This window comes from Polymorphospora sp. A560 (assembly GCF_045781765.1).
Lineage (GTDB): Bacteria > Actinomycetota > Actinomycetes > Mycobacteriales > Micromonosporaceae > Polymorphospora > Polymorphospora lycopeni.
Map to the genome: position 1 here is coordinate 4323425 of NZ_CP122282.1, position 22312 is coordinate 4345736.

General features: G+C 72.6%; 17 protein-coding genes. 6 read left to right on the forward strand and 11 right to left on the reverse strand.

Annotated features, from left to right (window positions below; all coding sequences use genetic code 11):
- Window positions 1–42 precede the first annotated feature (42 nt).
- Window positions 43–786 (reverse strand): GNAT family N-acetyltransferase, encoded by a 744-nt coding sequence (locus QCD66_RS19285; RefSeq protein ID WP_364206331.1) that lies wholly within the window; start codon window positions 784–786, stop codon window positions 43–45.
- Between the two features lie 93 nt (window positions 787–879).
- Window positions 880–2103: a biotin carboxylase gene (locus QCD66_RS19290; RefSeq protein ID WP_375735380.1), complete on the reverse strand. Its 1224-nt coding sequence runs from the start codon at window positions 2101–2103 to the stop codon at window positions 880–882.
- A gap of 490 nt (window positions 2104–2593) precedes the next feature.
- On the opposite strand from QCD66_RS19290, the gene QCD66_RS19295 reads away from it, so the two are divergent.
- From QCD66_RS19295 to QCD66_RS19310, 4 genes are all read left to right on the forward strand, one after another.
- A complete protein-coding gene (locus QCD66_RS19295; RefSeq protein WP_375735379.1) occupies window positions 2594–3340 on the forward strand; it encodes a VWA domain-containing protein in 747 nt (248 codons plus the stop codon).
- Between the two features lie 153 nt (window positions 3341–3493).
- Entirely contained in the window at window positions 3494–4336 is an 843-nt protein-coding gene (locus QCD66_RS19300) for a peptidoglycan DD-metalloendopeptidase family protein (RefSeq protein WP_364206339.1), read from the forward strand.
- Between the two features lie 96 nt (window positions 4337–4432).
- A complete protein-coding gene (locus tag QCD66_RS19305; protein ID WP_364206341.1) occupies window positions 4433–5248 on the forward strand; it encodes an SGNH/GDSL hydrolase family protein in 816 nt (271 codons plus the stop codon).
- A 175-nt stretch (window positions 5249–5423) separates the two neighbouring features.
- A complete protein-coding gene (locus QCD66_RS19310) occupies window positions 5424–6836 on the forward strand; it encodes a glycosyl hydrolase family 18 protein (protein WP_364206343.1) in 1413 nt (470 codons plus the stop codon).
- A gap of 1042 nt (window positions 6837–7878) precedes the next feature.
- On the opposite strand, the gene QCD66_RS19315 is transcribed toward QCD66_RS19310, so the two are convergent.
- Window positions 7879–9756: an ABC transporter ATP-binding protein gene (locus tag QCD66_RS19315; RefSeq protein ID WP_375735378.1), complete on the reverse strand. Its 1878-nt coding sequence runs from the start codon at window positions 9754–9756 to the stop codon at window positions 7879–7881.
- 72 nt (window positions 9757–9828) lie between these two features.
- On the opposite strand from QCD66_RS19315, the gene QCD66_RS19320 reads away from it, so the two are divergent.
- On the forward strand, window positions 9829–10437 hold the full coding sequence (locus tag QCD66_RS19320) for a TetR/AcrR family transcriptional regulator (RefSeq protein ID WP_375735377.1): 609 nt from the start codon (window positions 9829–9831) through the stop codon (window positions 10435–10437).
- 12 nt (window positions 10438–10449) lie between these two features.
- Here the strand turns inward: QCD66_RS19320 and QCD66_RS19325 are convergent, their stop codons facing one another.
- The 3 genes from QCD66_RS19325 to QCD66_RS19335 all read right to left on the reverse strand — a co-directional run bounded on the left by QCD66_RS19325 (window position 10450) and on the right by QCD66_RS19335 (window position 16059).
- On the reverse strand, window positions 10450–11364 hold the full coding sequence (locus QCD66_RS19325; protein ID WP_375735376.1) for a class I SAM-dependent methyltransferase: 915 nt from the start codon (window positions 11362–11364) through the stop codon (window positions 10450–10452).
- A 35-nt stretch (window positions 11365–11399) separates the two neighbouring features.
- The gene (locus QCD66_RS19330; RefSeq protein WP_375735375.1) at window positions 11400–12461 is read right to left on the reverse strand and encodes a LacI family DNA-binding transcriptional regulator; all 1062 of its coding nucleotides are present in this window, start codon (window positions 12459–12461) and stop codon (window positions 11400–11402) included.
- 124 nt (window positions 12462–12585) lie between these two features.
- Window positions 12586–16059, reverse strand: a complete 3474-nt coding sequence (locus QCD66_RS19335; protein ID WP_407566712.1) for a discoidin domain-containing protein — start codon at window positions 16057–16059, stop codon at window positions 12586–12588.
- 272 nt (window positions 16060–16331) lie between these two features.
- Between QCD66_RS19335 and QCD66_RS19340 the strand changes: the two genes are divergently transcribed.
- Window positions 16332–17735: a GH1 family beta-glucosidase gene (locus QCD66_RS19340; protein ID WP_375735373.1), complete on the forward strand. Its 1404-nt coding sequence runs from the start codon at window positions 16332–16334 to the stop codon at window positions 17733–17735.
- Window positions 17736–17824: 89 nt separating this feature from the next.
- On the opposite strand, the gene QCD66_RS19345 is transcribed toward QCD66_RS19340, so the two are convergent.
- The 5 genes from QCD66_RS19345 to QCD66_RS19365 form a co-directional block, all read right to left on the reverse strand.
- Window positions 17825–18757: a VOC family protein gene (locus tag QCD66_RS19345; RefSeq protein ID WP_375735372.1), complete on the reverse strand. Its 933-nt coding sequence runs from the start codon at window positions 18755–18757 to the stop codon at window positions 17825–17827.
- Window positions 18758–19145: 388 nt separating this feature from the next.
- Window positions 19146–20000, reverse strand: coding sequence for a S1 family peptidase (locus QCD66_RS19350; protein WP_375735371.1), 855 nt, complete (start codon window positions 19998–20000; stop codon window positions 19146–19148).
- 83 nt (window positions 20001–20083) lie between these two features.
- Window positions 20084–20620: a hypothetical protein gene (locus QCD66_RS19355; RefSeq protein WP_375735370.1), complete on the reverse strand. Its 537-nt coding sequence runs from the start codon at window positions 20618–20620 to the stop codon at window positions 20084–20086.
- 25 nt (window positions 20621–20645) lie between these two features.
- On the reverse strand, window positions 20646–21353 hold the full coding sequence (locus QCD66_RS19360; protein WP_375735369.1) for an RraA family protein: 708 nt from the start codon (window positions 21351–21353) through the stop codon (window positions 20646–20648).
- A 14-nt stretch (window positions 21354–21367) separates the two neighbouring features.
- Window positions 21368–22279: a GNAT family N-acetyltransferase gene (locus QCD66_RS19365; protein ID WP_375735368.1), complete on the reverse strand. Its 912-nt coding sequence runs from the start codon at window positions 22277–22279 to the stop codon at window positions 21368–21370.
- Window positions 22280–22312: the final 33 nt, after the last annotated feature.

Here is a 22312-nt window from a genome sequence, read left to right on the forward strand (position 1 = left end):
CTCCCTCCGCCACGACCGCCCGCAATCGTAGGCCGGGCCGGCTCAGCCGGGCGGTGCGGGACCGTCGTCCGGCCGGGTCAACAGGTGGAAGGTCATCGTGCCGCGCAGCCGGAAGCCGAGGTGCTCGTAGAGCCGGACCGCGCCCGTGTTGCTGGCGGCGGCGTGCAGGAACGGCACCTCGCCACGGGCGCGGATGCCGGCCGCGACCGCCCGCACCAGCCGGGTCGCCAACCCCGCGCCACGGTGGTCCGGGTCGGTGCAGACGGCGCTGATCTCCGTCCAGCCGGGCAGCCGCATCCGTTCGCCGGCCATCGCCACCAGCCTGCCGCCGCGGCGGATGCCGAGGTAGCGGCCGGTCTCGACGGTCCGGGCCAGGAACGGGCCGGGCTTGGTCCGGGCCACCAGCGCCAGCATCTCCGGTACGTCGTCGACGCCGAGTGCCACCGCTTCCGGCTCCTCGGCGGTGGCCAGGGCCACGTCGACCAGTTGCACGCCGAGTTCGCGGGCGATCTCCCAGCCGGCCGGTACGACCGCGTCGACACTGGGCAGCAGGACGCGCACGCCGGGGGCGAGCAGGGCCGCCAGGTCGGCCCAGGCGGCGGGGTCGCGGGCGTCGGCGAGGCCGACGAACGGCGTGATCTCGGCCGGGTAGGCCGCCGCCCGGCCGTGCGCCGTGGCCAGCGGGGCGTGCGGGCCGGTCAGCGCCGACCACACCGGGTTGTCCAGCGGATGGACACCGTCGGCGCCGGACGCCGCCCCGTCGACCAGGACGCCGGGACCGCTCACCGGACACCCGCCGGCCGGTCGGTGCGGGTGACGCCGTTCGCTCGCATCAGTGGTGCTCCTGTCGCGGTGCCGCCGGTCGGCTCCGGCCGTCGATCACCGTACCGCGATCTTCACCAGCCCGGCGGCCTGACCCGCGAGGTCCCAGGCGTCGTCGGCACCGGGACCGGTGGTGACGACGTATCCGACCCGGTTCCCGGCCGGCCGGGCCGGGCCGATCCGCCGGCCGTACGTGGCGTCGACGACCAGCCCGTGTACGCCGGCCAGCCCGCCGGCGTCGGTGGCGCCGATCACCTCGCGGACGGTGCCCGGATCGGCGGTCAGGTAGCGGATGGCGGCGCCGCGCGTGGCGTCGCGGGGCGGCGTCGGGCGGTTGCCCGCCATGAGTTCGAGGTAGTGGGCGGTCAGCGGGCTCTCGTAGGCGAGTTCGAGCAGTTCCATGATCCGGTCGCCGGGGATGCGGGCGGCGCAGCCGAGCAGGGCCGGCCCCTGGTCGGTGAGGATCCAGTCGCCGTGCAGGATCCCGTACCCCAGCCCGGCCGCCTCGACCAGGCGCCGCATCGACGTCGTCAGCCGGTCCCGCTGGGCCGAGCCGCGCGGGCCGGGCACCTGGTGGCCGATCTCGGCCGGATGCCCACCCGGCTGGCGGTGCCGGTCGGTGACGGCGGTGAAGACGATCTCGCCGTCGTGGACCAGGCACTGGACGCCGACCCCGGCGCCGGTCAGCCGCTGCTCGACCAGGTAGCGGGTCCGGCGCCGGCCGTTCCCCGGCGGCACGGCGGTGGTCGTCTCGTGCCAGGCGGCGGCCGGGTCGGCGGCCGGGTCGAAGTACGTGACGCCGACCCGGTCGGCCGCCGCGGCGGGCTTGAGCACGAACCCGTCGCCGCCGAGTTCGGCGCAGACCGCGCGGAGGTCGGTGGCGGGGGTGACCTCGGCCCACGCCGGCTGGCACAGTCCCGCCTCGACGGCCGTCTCGCGCAACGCGATCTTGTCGCGGAACACGGTGGCGGCCCGCAGGCCGGCCCCGGGCAGGCTCAGGAACCGGGCCACCCCGGCGGCGGCGAGCACCCCGGCCTCGGTGCCGGGCACCACCCGGTCGACGGCGGCATCGGGCGCGAAGGCGGTCAGCGCGGACAGGACGGTCTCGGTCTCCAGCCGGCGCACCGGCACCACGGCCGCGACGGCGGCGTGGTCGGCGGGCGCCCGGTAGAGGCCGCGGCGGGCGATGGTCTGCGGCGTCTCCACCAGCAGCACAGAGCGGGGCGGATGGTGATGGTCGCGCAGCAGTTGCGGGGCGTGCCCGATGAGGAGGGTGGTCATCCGGCGACCCCGGTGCCTGCAGCCGGCCGGCGTTTCGGATCGGGCCGCCGGGCCGCTGCGGCGTGCTGGATGCGAGCAGGCATGACGAAACCTCCACAGCTCGCCCGGGGAGGGCGATGGTCGGCGGATACCGCTTGGTCGGTGACCGGTCGGACGCATTCGCGGCAAGCATTCGGCGTCGCAGATGGTACCGAGCCGATAACCGCTCTGGGAAGCGCTCAGACCAGACTCCGATGCAATTTCACGACCCTCATGCCAGATACATACACATTGACAGGACATAATGTAAACATTGTTAGGTGGGAATCTCTGCGGTTAACGACAGACGAATCCACGATCACTCGCAGACATTCACCGTCGGCAATTGACCAGATTGGACGGACATGCGCCGGGCGGACCCGGGCGACCGACACGCCGGACGGCCGGGTGGCCGCGGTCGCACCGGCCCTCGCGCATGATGGGCGGACCGCAGCCGCCCCCGGAGGACAGCATGCCGATCGACCACGACAAGACCACGAGCGGACCGGCGATCAGCCTCGACAAGTTCCAGGCCGCCGCCCCGGCCCTGGTCGACCTCTACAAGAGCGCGCGGGTGAGCCTGGACAAGTTCCGGCTCACCGGCCAGCGGGCCGCCGTCTACCTGGTCATCGACCACTCGGGGTCGATGCGCCCGTACTTCCGCGACGGCTCGGTGCAGGGGCTCGCCGAACAGGTCCTCGCCCTCGCCGCCCACTTCGACGACGACGGCTCGGTGCCGGTCGTCTTCTTCGACACCGTGGCGCACCGGCCGGTCGAGGTGTCGGTGGGCGACCACGCCGGCGCCGTCGACCGGATCCGGGCCGGCATCGGCCCGATGGGCCGGACCGACTATGCCGCCGCGATGCAGGCGGTGATCGCGCACTACCAGGCGTCGGGCAGCCGGGCACCGGCGTTCGTGGTCTTCCAGACCGACGGATCGCCGACGTCGCGCACGGCCGCCACCCGTACGCTGTGCGACGCCGCCCGGCTCCCGATCTTCTGGCAGTTCATCGGCTTCGGTGACGACGAGTTCACGTTCCTGCGCCGGCTCGACGACCTGCCGGTGCCGGGGAAGCGGATCGTCGACAACGCCGGGTTCTTCGCCGCCGGCACCGAGCCGCGGTCGATCCCCGCCGGCTCACTCTACGACCAGCTGATGGGCGAGTTCCCGCAGTGGCTGGTGTCGGCCCGCGCCGCGGGCGTACTCCCCACGACCTGACCGCCCGGAGCGCTCCCACCGGATATCCAGCCGATCGGGGGCGACCAAAGGGTTGATCCACACTCATACATATCGATAGGGTTAGCGCTCGTTCAGGGCTGGCGCAGCCCTGGTTGGCCGTGACGGGGAGGCCACGACCGACAGGAGCGCAGCATGGCCGGACCGACCCCCGGATTCAGCCGACGCACCCTCTTCCGGGGCACGGCCGCGGGCATCGCCGTCGTCGGCGGTGGCCTGGCCGTCGCCACCCCGGCGCACGCCTCGAACTTCTACAACCCGTTCGCCGGCCGGCCGATCTCCGATGGCTGGCAGGCGCACCTCAACCGCGGGTCGCTGGGCGGCATCGACTACCCGATGCCGGTCGGCACCAACCTGCCCGCCTGCGGTGGTGGCTCGATACAGAACATCCCGAACAACGGCACCGGCGGGCACACCGTCACGATCCACCATCCCAACGGCTACCGCAGCCAGTACATGCACCTGTCGGCCTTCGTCCTCGGCAACGGCGCGGTGGTGGGTGCCGGCGTGGTCGTCGGACGCTCCGGCGGCGCCGCCGGGGCGCCCGGGTCGGGGTCATCGACCGGACCGCACGTGCACTGGCACATGATCAACCCGAGCGGCCAGCGGATCAACCCGCTCGACTATCTGGCCGGGCTCGGCGGCGGTGGCCGGCTGCCGAAGACGTCGACCGCCCAGGACGGCATCCCCGGCACCATCTTCTGGAAGCGGGCGCAGAACTGGCTGCGGATCGAGGCCGGCTACACCGGGCCGATCGACGGCGTACCGGGCGTCAACACGTACGCCGCCATGCAGCGCGAACTGCGTGACCATCACGGCTACACCGGACCGATCGACGGCGTACCCGGGCCCAACACCTGGGCGGCACTGCAGCGCCTGGCCGCGCGCTACGGCTACACCGGCCCGATCGACGGGGTGATGGGACCGAACTCCTGGCGCGGCGTGGCGCGGTTCCTCAACGAGGACCGCTGGGACTGACCTCAATGGAATATCCCAAATGGGATGCTTCCCAATCCATCGGTCAAATGCTATGAAATAACCACCGCCGTCCCCCACCCAGACCAGGAGAAACACATGGCCCGTACCCGCACCGCCACACTGCTCGCCGGTCTCGTGGCCGGCGCCGTCGTCGCGCTCGGACTGGCGACCCCCGCCCAGGCCGCCGGCGAGCACTACGTCTCCCTCGGCGACTCGTACGCCTCCGGCGTCGGTGCCGGCAGCTACACCGCCGAGAGCGGCGGCTGCAAGCGCAGCCTCAACGCGTTCCCCCAACTCTGGGCCAACACGAACGCCCCCGCCTCGTACCGCTCGGTCGCCTGCTCCGGCGCCAAGACCGGCGACGTCGTCAACAACCAACTCTCCGCGCTCAGCGCGACCACCACGCTGGTCAGCGTGGTCATCGGCGGCAACGACGTCGGGTTCGCCAACATCATGACGACCTGCGCGCTGGCCGGCACCAACGCCTGCCTCGCCGCGGTGACCAACGCGGAGAACCTGGCCCGCACCTCACTGCCGGGCTGGCTCGACAACGTCTACAACGGAATCAAGAACCGGGCCCCGAACGCCGACGTGGTGGTGCTCGGCTACCCGACCTTCTACCAGCTCGGCACCCCGATCTGCCTCGGCCTGAGCGAGCAGTCCCGCGCGAAGATCAACTCGGGCATCAACCTGGCCAACGACATCATCTCGGCGGCGGCCGCCCGGCACGGCTTCACCTTCGGCGACGTACGGCCGCGCTTCATCGGCCACCAGCTGTGCAGTGGCGACAAGTGGCTGCACGCGGTCAACTTCGCCGACATCGGCGTCTCCTACCACCCGACCGCCAACGGGCAGTCCGGCGGCTACCTGCCGGTCTTCCGGAGCGCCGCGACCCTCGCCGCGAAGAGCTGACGATCCACCACCGCAGGGGCGCCGGCCACCGGTCGGCGCCCCTTTCGCGCGCCCGGCACACATTGACTTCAATAGTTAACTTTCCTAATATTTCTGGCATCAATCGAGTACGACCGATGCGGCGATCGGCGTACGCCCAGCCAGTTCCCTCTTCCCGTCCCTGAAGGGATCGCCGATGTCCGGATCCACGCACCCAGGCGGCGCCGCCCCACACCGGCCGCGCCCGTCCCGTACCCGACTCCTGGCCGGCGCGGTCGCGCTGCTGACGGCCGCCACCGGCGCACTCACCGCGCTGGCCCCGGCCGCCCCCGCCGAAGCCGTCGTCCTCCCCAACGGCTTCAAGAGCGTCGGCTACATGCCGTCCTGGGCCGGCAACGTCAACAGCGTGCAGTACGGCAAACTCACCCACATCAACTACGCGTTCGTCCTCCCCAACGCCAACGGCACCCTGCGGCCGGTGGAGAACCCGTCGAAGCTGACCCAACTGGTGTCGCTCGGCCGCGCCAACAACGTCAAGGTGTCGATCGCCATCGGCGGCTGGAACAACGGCGACGACTCCGCCTTCGAAGCCCTCGCCAGCAGCGCCGGCACCCGCACCACCTTCGTCAACAGCGTCGTGAGCTTCGTCAACCAGTACGGCCTCGACGGCGTCGACATGGACTGGGAGTATCCCGACCCCGGCACCTCGGCCAACAACTTCACACTGCTCATGCAGCAGCTCAGCAACGCGCTGCGCCCCCAGGGCAAACTCCTGACCGCCGCCGTCGTCTCCGAGGGCGGCACCGCCAACGGCGTACAGCCCGCCGTCTTCGGCTACGTCGACTGGCTCAACATCATGGCGTACGACGGCGGCAGCCCACACGCCAACTACGACTGGTCGATCAACAGCGTCAACTTCTGGAAGTCCCGCGGCCTCCCGGCCGGCAAGGCCGTCCTCGGCGTGCCGTTCTACAGCCGCCCCGGCTACCACACCTACGCCAGCCTCGTCGCGATGGACCCGGCCAACGCCAACCGCGACTGCACCACCGTCAACGGCGCCCAGCAGTGCTACAACGGCCTGCCGACGATCCGCCGCAAGACCCAGTGGGCCCTGGCCAACGCCGGCGGCATGATGAACTGGGAACTGTCCCAGGACACCAACAACTCGACGTCGCTGGTCAGCGCCATCTACGAAACCATCATGGGCGGCAACCCGCCCGGCGGCCGGACCGGCCAGATCACCGGCATCGCCGGCAAGTGCGTCGACGTCGCCTCCGCCGCCACCGCCAACGGCACCGCCATCCAGCTCTGGACCTGCAACGGCACCAACGCGCAACGCTGGACCGTCGGCACCGACGGCACCCTGCGGGCGCTGAGCAAGTGCGCCGACGTCGCCAGCGGCTCCACCGCCAACGGCGCGCTCGTCCAACTCTGGGACTGCAACGGCACCGGTGCGCAGGTCTGGCAGGCCCAGTCCAACGGCACCCTGCGCAACCCGCAGTCCAACAAGTGCCTGGACGCCTCCAACAACAGCTCCGCCGACGGCACCCGCCTGCAGATCTGGGACTGCTTCGCCGGCGCCAACCAACGCTGGGTGTTGCCAAGCTGACCTTGCTGGCCCCCTCGGCTGAGCCTGCTGGCCCGGCTGAGCTGGCTGACCCCGGCTGAGCTGGCCGGCCCCGCCCCCCGGCGGGGCCGGCTCGCTCCAAGTTGGCTGGTCCCGCCTCCGACAGGGCTGCATCGCTCCGAGTTGGCTGGTCCCCGCCCGGAGTTGGCCGACCCGCCCCCGGCGGGGCCGGCTCGCTCCGCCTGATGCACCTTCGCTCTGCGGGCATGACGGCTTCGCCGCGTGTTCCCGGGCTCCAGACGGTGCGGCGGCGCTCGGTCGACTCGCGACTGTGGCGCGGTCTACCGCGGTCCGCCGCTTGCTCCGCCGATCGTGGCCGTTGGTAGCGCCCTGGCCTGATCGTCAGGTGTCAGGCTGGTCGGGATCGTCGTGCCATCTGTTGATCTGGGCGGGAGAGACCTTATCTCGGACGGGTAAGGTCCCTGCTGCTCAGATCAGCATTCTTCCTGCCGTGCGGTCCCTCGGCCGGGCCGTCGAACGAGGGCCGATGTGGGTGCGCGCTGCGTCGTTCGTTGTGATCTGGGCGCCAGCCACCTAATCGGCGACGGATAAGGTGGCTGGCGCCCAGATCAATCTGTCGACGGCGCCGGGTCGCGCCCTCCACACCCCACCCGAACCGGAGACGGCCACCGCGCTGCGCCGGGCCAGATCGGCGCGCGGGTGGTGGCGTGCGCGCACCAGGGCCGCAGGGCGCGGTGGTGGTGGCGCGGGCGGGGAGCCGCGGGTGCAGCACCAGGACCGCCCGGCGCAGCAAGCGGCGGACGGCCCTGGACCGCGCCGGCGCCCCAGGTCGCGAGTCGACCGAGCGCCGCCGCACCGTCTGGAACCCGAGGACCGCGCCGCGAAGCCGTCATGCCCGCAGCGAGCGCGAAGACAGCGCGTTCAGGCGGAGCGACCCGGCCGAACGGAGCGAAGACCAGCCAACTCCGAACGAGGCACAGCCAACTCCGAGCGAGCGGGCCCAGCTGGACGCAGGACCAGCCAACTTGGAGCGAACCAACCCCGCCGGAGGCGGGGCCGGCCATCAAGCCAGGGCGGGGTCGGGATGAATGACGGGGTCGGCGACGGGTGTGATGCGTTCCGCGGGGACGTGGGCCGGTGGCTTGCCGCCGTCGGCGGCGATCCGCAGGGCCTCGATGAGCTGGCGGTAGAGGTCGTCGGTGGCGTACAGCTCGGCGTGGGTGCCCCGGGCCCGGATCTGCCCGCCCTCCATGACCGCGATCTGGTCGGCGTCGAGCACGGTGGACAGCCGGTGGGCGATGGTGACGACGGCGCCGGTCGCGGCCCGTTCCTGGATGCACCGGTGCAGTGCCGCCTCGGTCAGGCCGTCGACCTGGGCGGTCGCCTCGTCGAGCAGGAGCACGTCCGGGGTGCGCAGGATGGCCCGGGCCAGGGCGATGCGTTGCCGCTGGCCGCCGGAGACCTGGCTGGTGGTCAGGTCGGTGTCGAGGCCGTCGTCGAGCGCGGCGACCTTCTCGTCGAGTTGCACGGCGGCCAGTACGGCGCGCAGTTCGTCGTCGCTGGCGTCGGGGTGGGTGAAGAGCAGGTTGTCGCGGATGGTGCCGGGCACGACCGGGGTTTCCTGTTCGACGTACGCGAGCCGGGCCCGGATCTCGTCGTTGGTGTAGCTGGCGTACGGCCGGCCGTCGAGCTGGATTTCGCCGTGCTCCGGTTCGAGGAAGCGCAGCAGGAGGGAGAACAGGGTGGTCTTGCCGGCGCCGGAGGGGCCGACGATCGCGATGTGGCCGCGTCGTGGCACCTCGAGCGTGACGTCGCGGACGACGTGCGGGCTGTCGGGGCCGTACCGGGCGGAGACGCCCCGGAGGGCGAGCACGGGCCCGTCGGGGCGGGCGGGTTCGGCGGCGGCCGGGCCGGCGGGCCGGACCGGGTCGCGGTGTTCGAGTTCGATCGCCTCGATCTCGCGGATGCGGGCGGCGGCGGCGATGCCGGCCTGGAGCGCGGTGACGTTCTGGGTCAGTTCGGTGATCGGGCCCATGAGCTGGAAGGCGTAGAGGAGGAACGCGATCAGGCTGGAGATCTCCAGCAGGCCGAGTTCGGCGCGCCAGGCTCCGATGCCGAGGATCACGATGATCGACAGTTGGATGCCGGTCCAGGCGATGGTCCAGACCTGGGCCGTACGCCGGGCGGCGCGGACGGCGTGGCTGGCGGACTCCCGGGCGGTGGTGATGATCTTGTCGCCCTGGCGGGCCTCGGCGCGGCTGGCCTTGACCGTACGGATGGCGCGCAGGGCTCCCTCGAGCGCGCCGCCGAGCTTGCCGACCGACTCCTGCGCCTGCTCCTGGGCCTTGGCGATCGAGGGCATGAGGGTGGCCATGATGATGCCGACGACGATGACGGCGGCGATGGTGCAGCCGAGCAGGACCAGGTCGAGCACGCCCATCAGGACGAGGGTGCCGACCAGGGCCAGGGCGCCGTTGACCAGGCCGACGATGCTGCTGGACGCCTCGTGCAGCAGCCCGGTGTCGGAGGTGACCCGGGTGACGAGTTCACCGGTCGGGCGCCGGGTGAGGGCACCGATCCGGGCGGCGAAGTAGCGCCGGACGATCGAGGTGCGGGCGTCGAGCACGACCCGTTCGGCGAGCGTGCCGAGCAGGATCCACTGCCAGAGCGAGATGGCGGCGCCGACCACGACGAGGACCAGCAGCACGCTGATCGGGCCGGTCATCGACGCGGAGGCGCCGAGGGAGTCGAGGACCCACTTGGTGACCATCGGGGTGGCCAGGCCGGCGGCGTTGGCGATCAGGCCGAGCACCAGGCCGAGCAGCAGCACCCGCCAGTGCGGGGCGACGAACGAGGCGAGCAGCCGCAGCCGGGGGAACCGGCCGCCGGCGTCGGGTGGTGCGGTCGGAGCTGACGGTACGGGAGGCGCGGTATCAGTCACTGCCCAACTGGAACACAGATGTTCCACTACGGTCAAGTGGATTACCGGATAGGAACGTTATACGCTCATCACGTGAGTGATCAGCAGCAGTCCGCCACCCGCGCCCGCACCCGGCAGGCGATCATCGACGCCGCGATCGGGCTGCTCGCGCAGGACCGCGCGGCAACCCTCGGTGAGATCGCCACCGCCGCCGGCGTGGGCCGGACGACGCTGCACCGCTACTTCGCCGACCGCGCCGAACTGATCGCGGCGATCGACGCCGAGGGCGAACTCCGGCTCGAACAGGCGATCACCCGGGCCCGTCTCGACCAGGGCACCGGCGCCGAGGCGCTGCTCCGGCTCTGCCAGGAGTACTTCGAACTCGGCGACCTGCTCTCGCTGGTGTTCGACGAACTGCAGGGGACGGCAGAGGTGCCCTGCCCCGGGCCTGACGAGCCGGCTACGGGCGCCGGCGGGTCCGAGCCGGCCGGTCAGTGCACCCCGGCGCTCGAGGCCGCCGTACGGCGGGGCCAGCACGACGGATCGATCGATCCCGGCCTGCCGGCGTACTGGCTGGAGAGCATCCTGTGGGCGCATCTCTACACCGCGTGGAGCGTGACGACGCAGGGCAACCTGGCGCGGTACGAGGTGCTGCGGCTGACCCTGCGCACCTTCGAGGGAGCACTCGCCGGCCCGCGCTGACCGGTGGCGCCCCTACCCCGGCCGGTCGGCGGCCGCCACCCAGTACGTCTGCTTGTGCCCACGCGCCTCCATCGCGGCGGCCAGGTCGTCGGCGTCGGCGCGCAGTTCCCGGCGGGCGACCTCGTAGCGGTTGCCGTTGTCGTCCTGGCGCCACACGATCCACCGGCCGCGCCGGTCACCGTCGCGCGACCCGGCGGACCGGCGGGCGACGACGATGAACTCCCCGTCGCCGGCGCCCACCGGCTGCCGCTCCCAGCCGCCGTGGACGCGTTCTACCACCAGCCCGGCCGCCTCCAGTGTGGACCGCAGCTCGTCCTCGGTCCGGAACCGCAGCGTCGCGGTGCTCCGCAGCACGGCGTCCGGCAGGGTGTAGTGCCGGGTGAAGCTGACCACCCCGTCTCGTACGGCGGTGACCTCGGTCCAGATCCCGACCCGGGAACCGTCGGGCAGCGACACCCGGCGGCGGGAGTCGACCGGGTTCCACCGCTCCCACTCCCGGGCCGCCGGGTCGCGCGAGTCGAAGAGCAGCCGCCCGCCCGGGACCAGCGCCCCGGCCACGGCCCCGATGGTGTCCCGCCACTGCGCGTCGGTGACGAGGAACTGCGCGACGTGGCTGGTCATGACCGCGACGTCGAACGCCCGCCGGGGCAGGACGGCGGCCGTACCCTCGATCCAGGTCACCCGGTCGGCGCCCGGCTTGGCCCGGGCGGCGGCCAGGGACGCGTGGGCCGGGTCGACCCCGGTGACGCGGTGGCCGGCGGCGGCGAGGCGGAGTGCCAGCCGGCCGGTCCCGCAGCCGAGGTCGAGCACCCGCAGCGGTGCCGGGCCGCCGACCTCGGCGAGGAAGAAGTCGTCGTCGCGCCCCCACGGGCACTCCGCGTCGTAGACCACGACCAGCCGCGGATCGGTGAACTCCGCGTGCCGCATCCCCGGATGCTAGCCGCCGGAGCGGGCGGCGGACGCTAGGCGGAGCCGCGGACGACCAGGGTCGGCTCGAAGATGGCCGAGGTGACCCGCAGGTCGGGGTCGTCGACGCGGGCCAGCAGCAGCCGGGCGCCCTGCGCGGCCATGTCCTCCAGCGGGTGCCGGATGGTGGTCAGCGGCGGCCGGGCGGCCAGCGCGGCGCTGCTGTCGTCGAAGCCGACCACGGCGATGTCGTCGGGCACCCGCAGGTCGGCCTCGCGCAGCGCGGCGAGCGCCCCGGTGGCCATCAGGTCGTTGGCGACGAAGACGCCGTCGAGGCCGGGGTTCCCGGCGAGGAGTTGGCGCATTGCCTGCTCGCCGCTGTCGTGGGTGAAGTTGCCGGCGACCGACGGGATGTAGGCGTGGCCGTGGCGGGCGAGGGCCTGCCGGAAGCCGGTGCTGCGGTCGTGGCTGGCGGGTACGTCGACCGGGCCGGAGATCATGCCGATCCGCTGGCAGCCGCGGGCGACCAGGTGGCCGGCGGCGAGCGCGCCGCCGGCGTCGTTGGCGAGGTCGACGTAGCTGAGCGGCATCGGCCGGGCCGGACGGCCGATCATGACGGCGGCGACACCGGCGTCGGCGAGCAACCGTGGCAGGGTGTCCTCGGCGTACATGGACAGCAGCACGGCGCCGTCTAGCTGGCCCTGGCGCAGGTCGCCGACGAGCCGGGCGTGGGCGTCGGGGGTGCCGACCATCAGCAGGGCGAGCTGGATCCCCTTAGGACGCAGCACGCTCATCAGGCCGCCGACGACCCGGCCGAAGTAGGGGTCGGCGAAGAACCGGCTCATGAACGGGTCGTCGTCGTGGGTCTCGGAGTCGGAGACGACCAGTGCGACGGTGCCGGTGCGCCGGGTGACCAGGGACCGGGCGGCGCGGTTGGGTACGTACCCGGTCTGGGCGACGGCGTTCCAGACGACCTCGTGCAGTTGCGGGTCGACGTTGCGGATGCCGTTGATGACCCGGGAGACGGTGGCCCGCGAGACGCCGGCGACGGCGGCGACGTCCTCGAGGGTGGGCAGGCGCTGTCCGGGCGTGGCGTTACTCGTCCCCCCACTGCTCATGGCGGCATTTATAGCACGCGGTAAGGAGAGCGCTCTCCTACGTCATCGCCCGGCCGGTTGAACCGCCGCGCCGCACGTCTCCGGCCCGCCCGGCGCGGGCGGACCGGAGACGGAGACGTGGACCTCAGCGGTAGACGCCGAACTCCCACAGCGAGTAGCCGTACGTCGTGGCGCGTTCGGTGCCGTTGACCCGCACGTACCGGCCGGAGCCGGTGACGTTCAGGCTGTCGAACCCGCCGTTGCCGGACGTCGTGCCGTAGACGGTGGTCCAGGTGCTGCCGTCGTTCGACGTCTGGACCTGGTACGCCCTGGCGTACGCGCCCTCCCACGCGAGCTGCACGTGGTTGAAGCTGGTGACCGCGCCGAGGTCGACCTGCAACCACGCGGTCGGCACCCACTCGCTGGCCCACCGGGTGTTGTGGTCGCCGTCGACGGCGTACGCCGGCAGTTGCGGGCCGTTGGTCCCGGTCGGCTGGTACGACGACGCGGTGACCGGCCGGCCGCGGGCCACGTTGGTGCCCGGCGGGGTCGGCGGCACCACCCGGAACGACCGTTGCTCGATGCCGACGTTGCCGTGGCCGTCGTACGCGTAGACGTAGACCTTCCACACGCCGAGCTGCTCGGGTGCGCGGACCCGGAACTGGCCGTCGCCGGTCTGGGTGAACGTGACGTTGGAGAAGCCGCGGTTGCCGGTCACGTGCTTGTCGCTGAACATCAGGTTGTAGCGGATCAGGTCGGCCTGCGGGTCGGTGGCGTTCACCGAGACGGTGAACTCTCCCCCGGCCGGCACCGCGGTCTGCGAGCCGACCGTCATGCTCGTGATCTCCGGTGGCGTGTTGGCCGAGGTCTGTCCACTGTAGGCGCGCTTGAGCGAGTGGTAGCCGTGCCGGCGCCAGCCGCCGGTCGTCACGTTGAGCCAGACGCCGCCGAAGTCGTTCTCCAGTCCGTAGTGGAACTCGGTGGCACCGAGCGCCACGCCGGGGTGCGACTTCACGGCGTTCCAGCTCGCCGTGTACATGTCCCGCTTCTGCAGGTCGGTCGGCTCGGTCGGCACGCCGTTGACGTCGTTCGGCACCTCCCACTCGCCGTCCGGCCCGGCCTCGGTCACGATGTACGGCTTGGTGTGGCCGCCGGCGATCCAGTCCGGCTTCACGGTCCCGATCGCCCCGTACGAGTTGACCGCCAGCAGGTTCAGCGCCGGCGAGTGCGCCTTGTAGTACGTCCACGCGTGGGTGTAGGCGTCGGTGGAGGTGACCGGGTGGTTCGGGTCGGCCGCCTGGATGGCCAGCGTGACCTCGTTGACGAACCGCGCGTACGCGACCCGGCGCGCCTCGACCTCGGCGGCCGACAGCCCGTGGTCCTGCATGGTGAGGATGACCTCGTTGCCGACGTCCCACATCAGCACGCCCTGGCGGCCCTTGAGCGCGTTGACCCGGGCCACGATCTCGTTCTTCACCGACGTCTTGTACGCGGTGTCGTTGACGTAGTCGGCCCCCTGGTTGAGCCAGTGCCCGACGATGACCTTGATGCCGTGCCGGGCGGCGGTGTCGAGCAGCGCCGGGGTCTGCGCGTCGTCGACGCCCCAGGTGCGGATCGTGTTGACGCCCATGTTCGCCAGGTCGCGCAGGTAGCCGTCGCCGGCGTTCTGCGGCGGCCCCCAGGTCAACCCCTTGACCTCGTACGGCGCGCCGTTGACCTGGAGCTGCCAGTTGCCCTGGCCGCCGGTGACCCGTACGACGCTCGGTCCGGCCGGCACCGGCGGGTCGGTCATCGCCGGCGCGGTGGTGCCGGTGGCGCGGGCGACCGAGACGGAGTCGATGCTCAGGATGCCGCCGGAGGTGGTGTCCGGGGTGGGCACCGTGAACCCGGCGACGCCGCTCGGGTAGAGGCCGCCGATCGCCAGGTCGAACCGCAGGTAGAAGCCATGGTGTACGGCCGCCTGCCAGGCGGCGACGCCGACCTGGCTCTGCCGGACGACCCAGGTCTGCCGGCCGTCGAGGTAGAAGCGGATCTCCTCGTCGGTCTTGGTCCGGTCGATCACCTGGCTGTACTCGCGGTATCCGGTCTGGCAGCCGGAGCAGGTGGCCAGGCCGCTGGTCCGTCCGTCGTACTCGTTGCAGACCCCGCCGGGGGCGGTGCCGCAGTGCAGGGTCTGGGAGAGTTGGTTGCGGCCGTTGACGCCGCTGAGGATGTCGGTCTCGCCGATCGTCGGCCAGTTGTTGAAGTTGCCCCGGAACGCCGCGCCGGTGGCCCGGAACGCCGGCCAGTAGCCGAGTTGGTTGGCGACGTCCGGCTGCTTCACGACGGCGCTGAACTTCAGCATTTCGCCGCGTTGCGGGGTGAAGTCGGCGCGTTGCGTCTCGATCCGGCCGGAGGTCCAGTTGCCGGCGCCGTCGCGGATGGCGCGGATGTTGAGCCGGCCGCCGCCGTCGAGGTAGACGTTGTTCGTCGACGCGGTCGCGGTCTCGACCGAGCCGGTGCCCCAGTTGGCGGCCCCGCCGGGGTACTGGGTGCCGGTGCGCAGCAGCCAGTTGGCGGCCGACGGCGAGGTGCCGGCGGCGCCGGTGAAGTCGTCGCTCCAGACGGTCTGCCAGTTGCCGGGCGGGTCGGTCGGGCCGGGGCCGGTGCCGCCGGTGGCGAAGACCCGGAACTCCCACAGTGAATAGCCGTATCCGGTGCCCCGCGCGGTGCCGTACATGCGGATGTAGCGGCCGCTCCCTGACACGTTCAGGGTCTGGGTGCCGCCGGTGCCGGTGGTGGTGGAGTAGATGCTCGTCCAGGTGTTGCCGTCGTTCGAGGTCTGGATCTGGAAGGCGCGGCCGTACGCCCCCTCCCACGCGAGAACGACCTGGCAGATGGTGCGGGTCTGGCCGAGGTCGACGCGCAGCCACTGCGGGTCGGCGTACTGGCTCGACCAGCGGGTGCCGGTGTTGCCGTCGACCGCGGCACCGGCCTGGGTGTCACCGGCCTCCGCCGAGGAGGCCGTGGCCGGCCGCCCCTGCGCGACGTTGGTGGTCCCGCACGCGCCCGGGGTCGGCGTCGGGGTCGGGGTCGGGCCGCCGCCGAGCGTGCCGTACACCTCGAACTCGTAAAGCGAGTAGCCGTACCCCGACGACCGCACCGTGCCGTACATCCGCACATACCGACCCGTGCCGCTGACATCAAGCGACTGCACACCACCCACACCCGACGTCGTCGAGTAGATCGACGTCCAGGTGGTGCCGTCATCCGACGTCTGAACCTGGAACGACCGCGCGAACGCACCCTCCCACCGCAACACCACCCGCGACACCGACGCCACACCACCCAGATCAACCCGAACCCACTGCGGATCAGCCCACACCGAACCCCACCGCGAACCCGGATCACCATCGAACGCATTCGACGCCGCCAGATCCACACCCTGCACCGACGACGCCAACGCCGGCCGATCCAACGACAACAACGTATCCGCGGCGACCGCGCGCGGCGGCGCGACCAGCGCGTAGACGGCCGCGACCGCGAGGGCGACGACCGGGATCAGGGCCCGCCACCCGCGGGGCAGGGACGGTGACCGGGCCTGGCGTGGCCAGGTGGTATGCGGGGATGCCGGTTTCACGGGGGTACTCCTGCCTGTGCGACGACGCGGGCGGGGAGGCGGCGACCGGAGTCGGAGAGCGCTCTCCATAGTTGCAGGAAGTGTTACGCCCACTTTTCAGGCATGTCAAGAGCATCGATGTACGCGACCGCCCGCCCTCGCGGGCGCCGGCCGGCCCGGAACGCCTCCTTGACACGGGTTCCGTCCGCCCGGCAATCTGGAGGCTGGCTGGAGAGCGCTCTCCCACCCGGCCCGCCCAAGGCTCCGTCGGACAAGGAAAGTGGTGTGATCGGATGAGCACGCTGGCGGTGCCGGCGGCACAGGCTGCCGAGCTGCGGTTCCCGCCCGGGTTCTGGTGGGGTGCGGCGACCGCCGCCTACCAGATCGAGGGCGCGGTGGCCGCCGACGGCCGTACCCCGTCCATCTGGGACACGTTCGCCGCCACCCCCGGCCGCACCGACCGCGGCGACACCGGGGAACGCGCCGCCGACCACTACCACCGATACCCCGAGGACATCGGCCTGATGACCCGAATCGGGCTGGCGGCCTACCGGTTCTCCATCGCCTGGCCCCGGGTCCGGGCGGCCGGCGGCGGGATCAACCCGGCCGGCCTCGACTTCTACGAACGCCTGGTCGACGCCCTGCTCGCCGCCGGCATCCGCCCGGTCGCCACGCTCTACCACTGGGACCTGCCGCAGGAACTCGAGGACACCGGCGGCTGGACCAACCGCGACACCGCCGGCCGGTTCGCCGACTACGCCGCCGCCGTCGCCGGCCGGCTCGGCGACCGGGTGTCGATGTGGAACACGCTCAACGAGCCCTGGTGCTCGGCGTTCCTCGGCTACGGCTCCGGTGGCCACGCCCCCGGCCGGCGGGGTCACCGGCAGGCGCTGACCGCCGCGCACCACCTGCTGCTCGCCCACGGACGCGCCGTCCAGGCCCTGCGGGCCGCCGCCCCCGGGTCCCAGGTCTCGATCGCGCTCAACGCCGGTGCCGTCCGCCCGGTCAGCGACGCGCCCGCCGACCTCGACGCCGCCCGGCGGATCGACGGCCTGCTCAACCGGCTCTTCCTCGACCCGATCTTCCGGGGCGGCTATCCCGCCGACATCCAGGCCGACACCGCGACACTCACCGACTGGTCGTACGTCCACGACGGCGATCTCGCCGTCATCGCCGCCCCGGTCGACGCGCTGGGCGTCAACTACTACCAGCCCGACCTGGTCGGGGCCGCCCCCGCCGGCCGGGTCGACGCCGGCACGCCGTACCCGACCGGCGAGGACGTCGCGTTCCACCCCACGCCCGGGCCGACCACCGGCATGGGCTGGTCGATCGACCCGACCGGGCTGCGCGACCTGCTGCTGCGGTTCCGGCGCGACTACGGCGACCTGCCGGTGTACGTCACCGAGAACGGCGCCTCGTTCCCCGACGAGGTCGGCCCGGACGGCCGGGTCGCCGACCCGGACCGCGTCGCCTACCTGCGCGCACACCTGGCCGCCGCGCACGAGGCGATCGCCGCCGGCGTCGACCTGCGCGGCTACTTCGTCTGGTCGCTGCTGGACAACTTCGAATGGGCGTACGGCTACAGCAAGCGGTTCGGCATCGTCCACGTCGACTACGACACCCAGGTACGGACGCTGAAGGACAGCGCCCACTGGTACCGGGACGTGATCGCGGCCGGCGGTCTCCCCCACCGGTAGGCGGGCGGCTTCGCAGGGTGCCGTGAAAGGGCGAGCGGCACCCGCCCGGTGGCCCGGCCGCTTCCCACGGCGGCCGGGCCACCCACCGGTCAGCCGGCCACGCTGACCGTCACCCGGGTGCCCCACGGATCGTGGACGACGACGGACCCGTCGCCGCGCTCGTACGCGAGCCCGGCGCCGGTCAGCCGCCGCTCCAGCGCGTCGAGTTCGCCGCTCCCGGCGACGTGGACGGCCACCGACCCGAGCCCGAGCGAGTCCGGCCGGGTGCCGGCCCCGGCCGACGACCAGGTGTTGACCGCCAGATGGTGGTGGTATCCGTCGGCGGCGAGGAACAGCGCGCCGTCGCTGCGGGCGGTGACGGCGAAGCCGAGGGTGTCGGCGTAGAAGGATTCGGCCTGTGCCAGGTCGCCGCCGCGCAGGTGGACGTGCCCCATCGTCACGGCGCCCGCGTCCGGCCCGGTGGCGGCCCGGCCCCGGTGCTCGGCGACGAACGCGTTCGGGTCGATGGCGGCACTGCCCATGACCACGAGCCCGTCCTGCCAGCGCCACTGCTCGCGCGGCCGGTCGACGTAGAGTTCGACGCCGTTGCCCTCCGGGTCGGCGAAGTAGAACGCCTGGCTGACGCGGTGGTCGGAGGCGCCCTGGAAGGCGGTGGGCGCCACCCGGGCGGTACGCAGGAGGGCCTCGGCGAGGGCCGCCTCGTCCGCGAAGAGGAACGCCGAGTGGTAGAGGCCGGCCTGCCCGGGGTCGTCGGCGGGCGCCTCCGCGGCGACGAGCCGCAGCAGCCGGCTCCCGTCGACGCCGAGGATCACCTCCCGGTCGTCCTGGCTGACCACGCTGAGCCCGACGCCCTCGGTGTAGAACCCGCGCAGCGCGTCGAGGTCGGCGGTACGCAGTTCCACCGGCCCCATCCGGGTGCCGGCGCCGAGCGCGCTCACCGGTGGCCGCGTGCCCTCGTCGGCGGCGCCGGGGCGGGTGAGGTGCCACCCGAGCGCGGCCACGACGCCGATCACCACGAGCACGGCGGCACCGGAGATCCAGGACCGTTTCCGGTCGCGTCGGCGGGGTCGGCGGGCGGCGGAGGTTCTGGCCGGCGGACGGCGGGTGGCTTTGGGCACGGGGTGTGATCCCTTCGTCGCGGCAGGGCGTCGGGCGGCGGCGCGCGACCCGCGCCTGTAGTTGAGCGTACAACTAAGTCGCGGGAACACGATCACGACGAGGGGCGTCCGCCCGGCTACGCGGCCAGCGCCTCACCCTTGAAGACCCAGCGGCGATGCCAGCGCAGGTGGTCGGCGGCCGGCATCCGGATCCCCGGCCGGGCGCCGAGCGGGACGCCGTGCAGGTCGCACACGGCCTTGCGCCGCCCCGGTCCGGGCGGACCGGGGCGGCGGGACCGGGGCGGCGGTGCGGTCAGGGGACGGTCACGCCGTACGCGGCGAGGACCTCCAGGATCGGCTGGTAGTAGGTGGTGCCACCGGAGATGCAGTTCCCGCTGCCGCCGGAGAGGATGCCGAGCAGCTTGCCGGTGGCCGGGTCGTAGAGCGGCCCGCCGCTGTCGCCCGGCTCGGCGCAGATGTTGGTGCGGATCAGTCCGTACACCGAGCCCTGGGCGTAGTGCACGGTCACGTTCAGGCCGGTGACCGTCCCGCACCGGACCCCGGTCGTGGAGCCGCTGCGGCACACGCGCTGGCCGACGTAGGCGCCGCCGGCCCCGGTGAGGGTGAGCTGCCCCGGGTAGGTGTGGACGGCGCTCGGATGCGGCACGGCGGTGTTGGTGTAGCGGACCAGACCGTAGTCGTCGACCGGGAAGCTGCTCCCGACACGGGTGCCGAGTTGGGGCATCGGATCGCCGGCCGCGTACCAGGTGCTGCCGGCCGCGGTGCAGTGTCCGGCGGTCACGAAGTAGGCCACGCCGCCGCGGCTGACGTTCGCGCCGAGCGAGCACCGCCCGGCCGGGGGTGTGTAGATGGCTTCCCCGCCGGCGATGAGGGTGGTGAGGCGGCCGGGCTCGTGGCGTACGACGGCGCCGGCCCGGCCGGCGGCCGCCCGCAGCACGGCGAGCCGCGCGGCACCGACCGTGTCGTCGACGGTGAGGGTCATCCGCCCGGTGGCGGGATCGAGGAGCCAGGCCGTGCCGGCGGTGCGCACCTCGGCGAGGATCGCCGTGGCGCGGGCCGGATCGGGTGCGGTCGGTCTGGCGTGGGCCGCGGTCGGGACGGCGAGCAGCACCACCGTGAGAAGGGCGAGGATCGGGAGACGGCGCATACGGACCTCCGACTGATCGATGCAGGTGGATGCAATACAGCATCCACCTCCATCGATCAGCTTTCAAACACCCGCCGCACCGGTCAGAGCATCGATTCGTAACGATCACCGCGGTCGCTGACCGGCCGGTATGCCTCGTCGGCCGCGGCGGCGTGCAGCGCCTCGAGCAGGCCGTCGGCCTCCGGAAGATCGAGCGCGGCACGCAACCGGGCCCGGTCGGCGTCGAGGTCGGGCAGGTCCTCGCGGATCTCGTCGTCGGCCTCCGCCAGCCAGGCCCGCAGCTTCCGGCCGCCGTCCTCGCCGACGGGGACGCCGAGCGCGTCGTGGATGCTGGGAAGCCCGACGACCAGGGCGAGCGCGTCGCGCAGGCCGGCCGCGACGAGGCCACCCTGCCCCTCGGAGCCGGCGTAGACCACCGGCCGCCGATCGCCGGTGCCGGCGAGCAGGAGCGCCCCGCCCGAGGCGTCACCGGCGACCATCTCGAGCGGGGCGCCGTTCGGCAGGCGCACCGGCTCGGGTGGACCGTTCTCCACCCGGCCGGTGTCGAAGTCGAAGCGGGCCAGCAGTTCGGCGATCCAGGGGGTGTCGCGGATCACGCCGAGCAGTTCGTCGTCGCGCACCCCGGCACCATAGCGGCCGGGTGCGTCATTCCTCGATGGCGCCGCCGACGGCGCGCAGGTGGTCGCGGAACGTCCGGGTCGGCGTCTCCCGGCGGTCGGCGAGGTAGTCGGCGAACCGTACCTGCTCGCGCAGCGACACCCCGGCCCGGATCCGGTCGGCCTGGCGGCGTTCGGTGTCCCGGATCTTCTCGGCCAGGGCAAGGACGTCGCCGGCACTGCTGGCCGGCACGAACAGCACCCCGTCGTCGTCGCCGAGGACGAGGTCGGCACCGTCGACCGTCCACTCGCCGACCGTCGCGGACTTCAGGGCGTCGTACGGCCGGTCGTCGAGCCGTTGCGGGCCGGTCGGGGTCGTGCCGACGCTGAAGACGGGCAGCCCGATCGCCCGGATGTCGACGGTGTCGCGGTGCAGCCCCCAGATGACGACGCCGGACAGGCCGGCGCTCGCGGCCTCCAGCACCACCAGGTCGCCGACGCAGCTCTCGTCGAGCCGGCCGCCGTTGTCGACCACGAGGACGTCACCGGTCGCGGCGCTCTCGAACGCCTCGAGGAAGATGTCGACGCTGCCGGCGTGCCGGGTCGGCAGCACCCGTCCGGCCACCCGGCTGCCGGGGTCGACGGCCCGCACGGCGGCCGGCGCGCACCGTACCGGGACCTGGGCCCGGATGCAGGCGTCGGCGACGTGCGCGGTGGTCAGGGTCGCGAACCGGCGCTGGAGTTCCTGGTGGTCCATGCCACCCGCTCCTTTCAGAGGGTCTTCTCGAACCAGTGGTCGGCGTACGGCTCGTCGTTGTACGCGTCGATCTCGCGGTATCCAGCCGCCTTGTAGAGGCCGACCGCCTCCACCAGGGCACGGTGGGTGTCGAGCCGGACCGTACGCACCCCGGCCGCGGCGGCGTGGGCCTCCAGTTCGGCGATGAGGCGACGACCGAGTCCCAGCCCCCGTACGGCGGGTGACACCCACATGTGCTTCAGTTCGGCGTACCCGTCGGGCCCGGGCGGCACGGTGCCGGGCGGCCCCAGGCGCAGCCGGAACGCGCCGCAGCCGACCGGCTCGTCGTGCAGGGTGGCGACGAGCAGCAGCCCGGCCGGTGGGGTGATCTGGGTGTGGTCGGCGGTGCGGCTGACGCCGGGGTCGAAGCCCTCCTCGAAGCGGCCGGCGAGTTCGGCGAAGAACGCCTGGAGGCAGTGCCGCACGGCCGGGTGGCCGGGGTCGACGGGGTCGATGCGGACCATGGAGGCGGTGAGCAGGCGCTCGACATCGGCCATGGCGGTGACGAGGCGGTCGCGCTGGTGCTCGTTGAGCGGCTGGAGTATCGAGGCGGCGAGTTCGTCGGAGCGCCGGTCCAGTTCGGCCAGTTCGGTCCGGCCGTCGGCGGTGAGCCGGACCTCGCGTACGCGGCCGTCGGCGTCGGCCGCCTCGACGACGACCAGCCCGTCGGCCTGTAGTGCGCGCAGCAGCCGGCTGAGGTAGCCGGAATCGAGGTCGAGGCGGGCGCGCAGGTCGCGTACCTCGCTGGCGCCGGTGCCGATCTCCCAGAGCAGCCGGGCCTGGCCGAGCGGCCGGTCGCGGGAGAGAAAGGCGTCGTCGAGGGCGCCGACGCGTTGGGTGACGGTCCGGTTGAAGCGCCGGACCTGTTCGATCCACTCAGCGTGCATTCTCTGACTCTAGTCAGAGAATGTCGGCCGGAT

Coding starts and splice junctions, on each gene's coding strand:
- QCD66_RS19300 (WP_364206339.1), top strand. CDS start 3,494: ATGGCCGGACCGACCCCCGGATTCAGCCGACGCACCCTCTTCCGGGGC.
- QCD66_RS19360 (WP_375735369.1), bottom strand. CDS start 21,353: ATGGACCACCAGGAACTCCAGCGCCGGTTCGCGACCCTGACCACCGCG.
- QCD66_RS19305 (WP_364206341.1), top strand. CDS start 4,433: ATGGCCCGTACCCGCACCGCCACACTGCTCGCCGGTCTCGTGGCCGGC.
- QCD66_RS19330 (WP_375735375.1), bottom strand. CDS start 12,461: ATGAGCAGTGGGGGGACGAGTAACGCCACGCCCGGACAGCGCCTGCCC.
- QCD66_RS19340 (WP_375735373.1), top strand. CDS start 16,332: ATGAGCACGCTGGCGGTGCCGGCGGCACAGGCTGCCGAGCTGCGGTTC.
- QCD66_RS19350 (WP_375735371.1), bottom strand. CDS start 20,000: ATGCGCCGTCTCCCGATCCTCGCCCTTCTCACGGTGGTGCTGCTCGCC.
- QCD66_RS19295 (WP_375735379.1), top strand. CDS start 2,594: ATGCCGATCGACCACGACAAGACCACGAGCGGACCGGCGATCAGCCTC.
- QCD66_RS19365 (WP_375735368.1), bottom strand. CDS start 22,279: ATGCACGCTGAGTGGATCGAACAGGTCCGGCGCTTCAACCGGACCGTC.
- QCD66_RS19290 (WP_375735380.1), bottom strand. CDS start 2,103: ATGACCACCCTCCTCATCGGGCACGCCCCGCAACTGCTGCGCGACCAT.
- QCD66_RS19310 (WP_364206343.1), top strand. CDS start 5,424: ATGTCCGGATCCACGCACCCAGGCGGCGCCGCCCCACACCGGCCGCGC.
- QCD66_RS19325 (WP_375735376.1), bottom strand. CDS start 11,364: ATGCGGCACGCGGAGTTCACCGATCCGCGGCTGGTCGTGGTCTACGAC.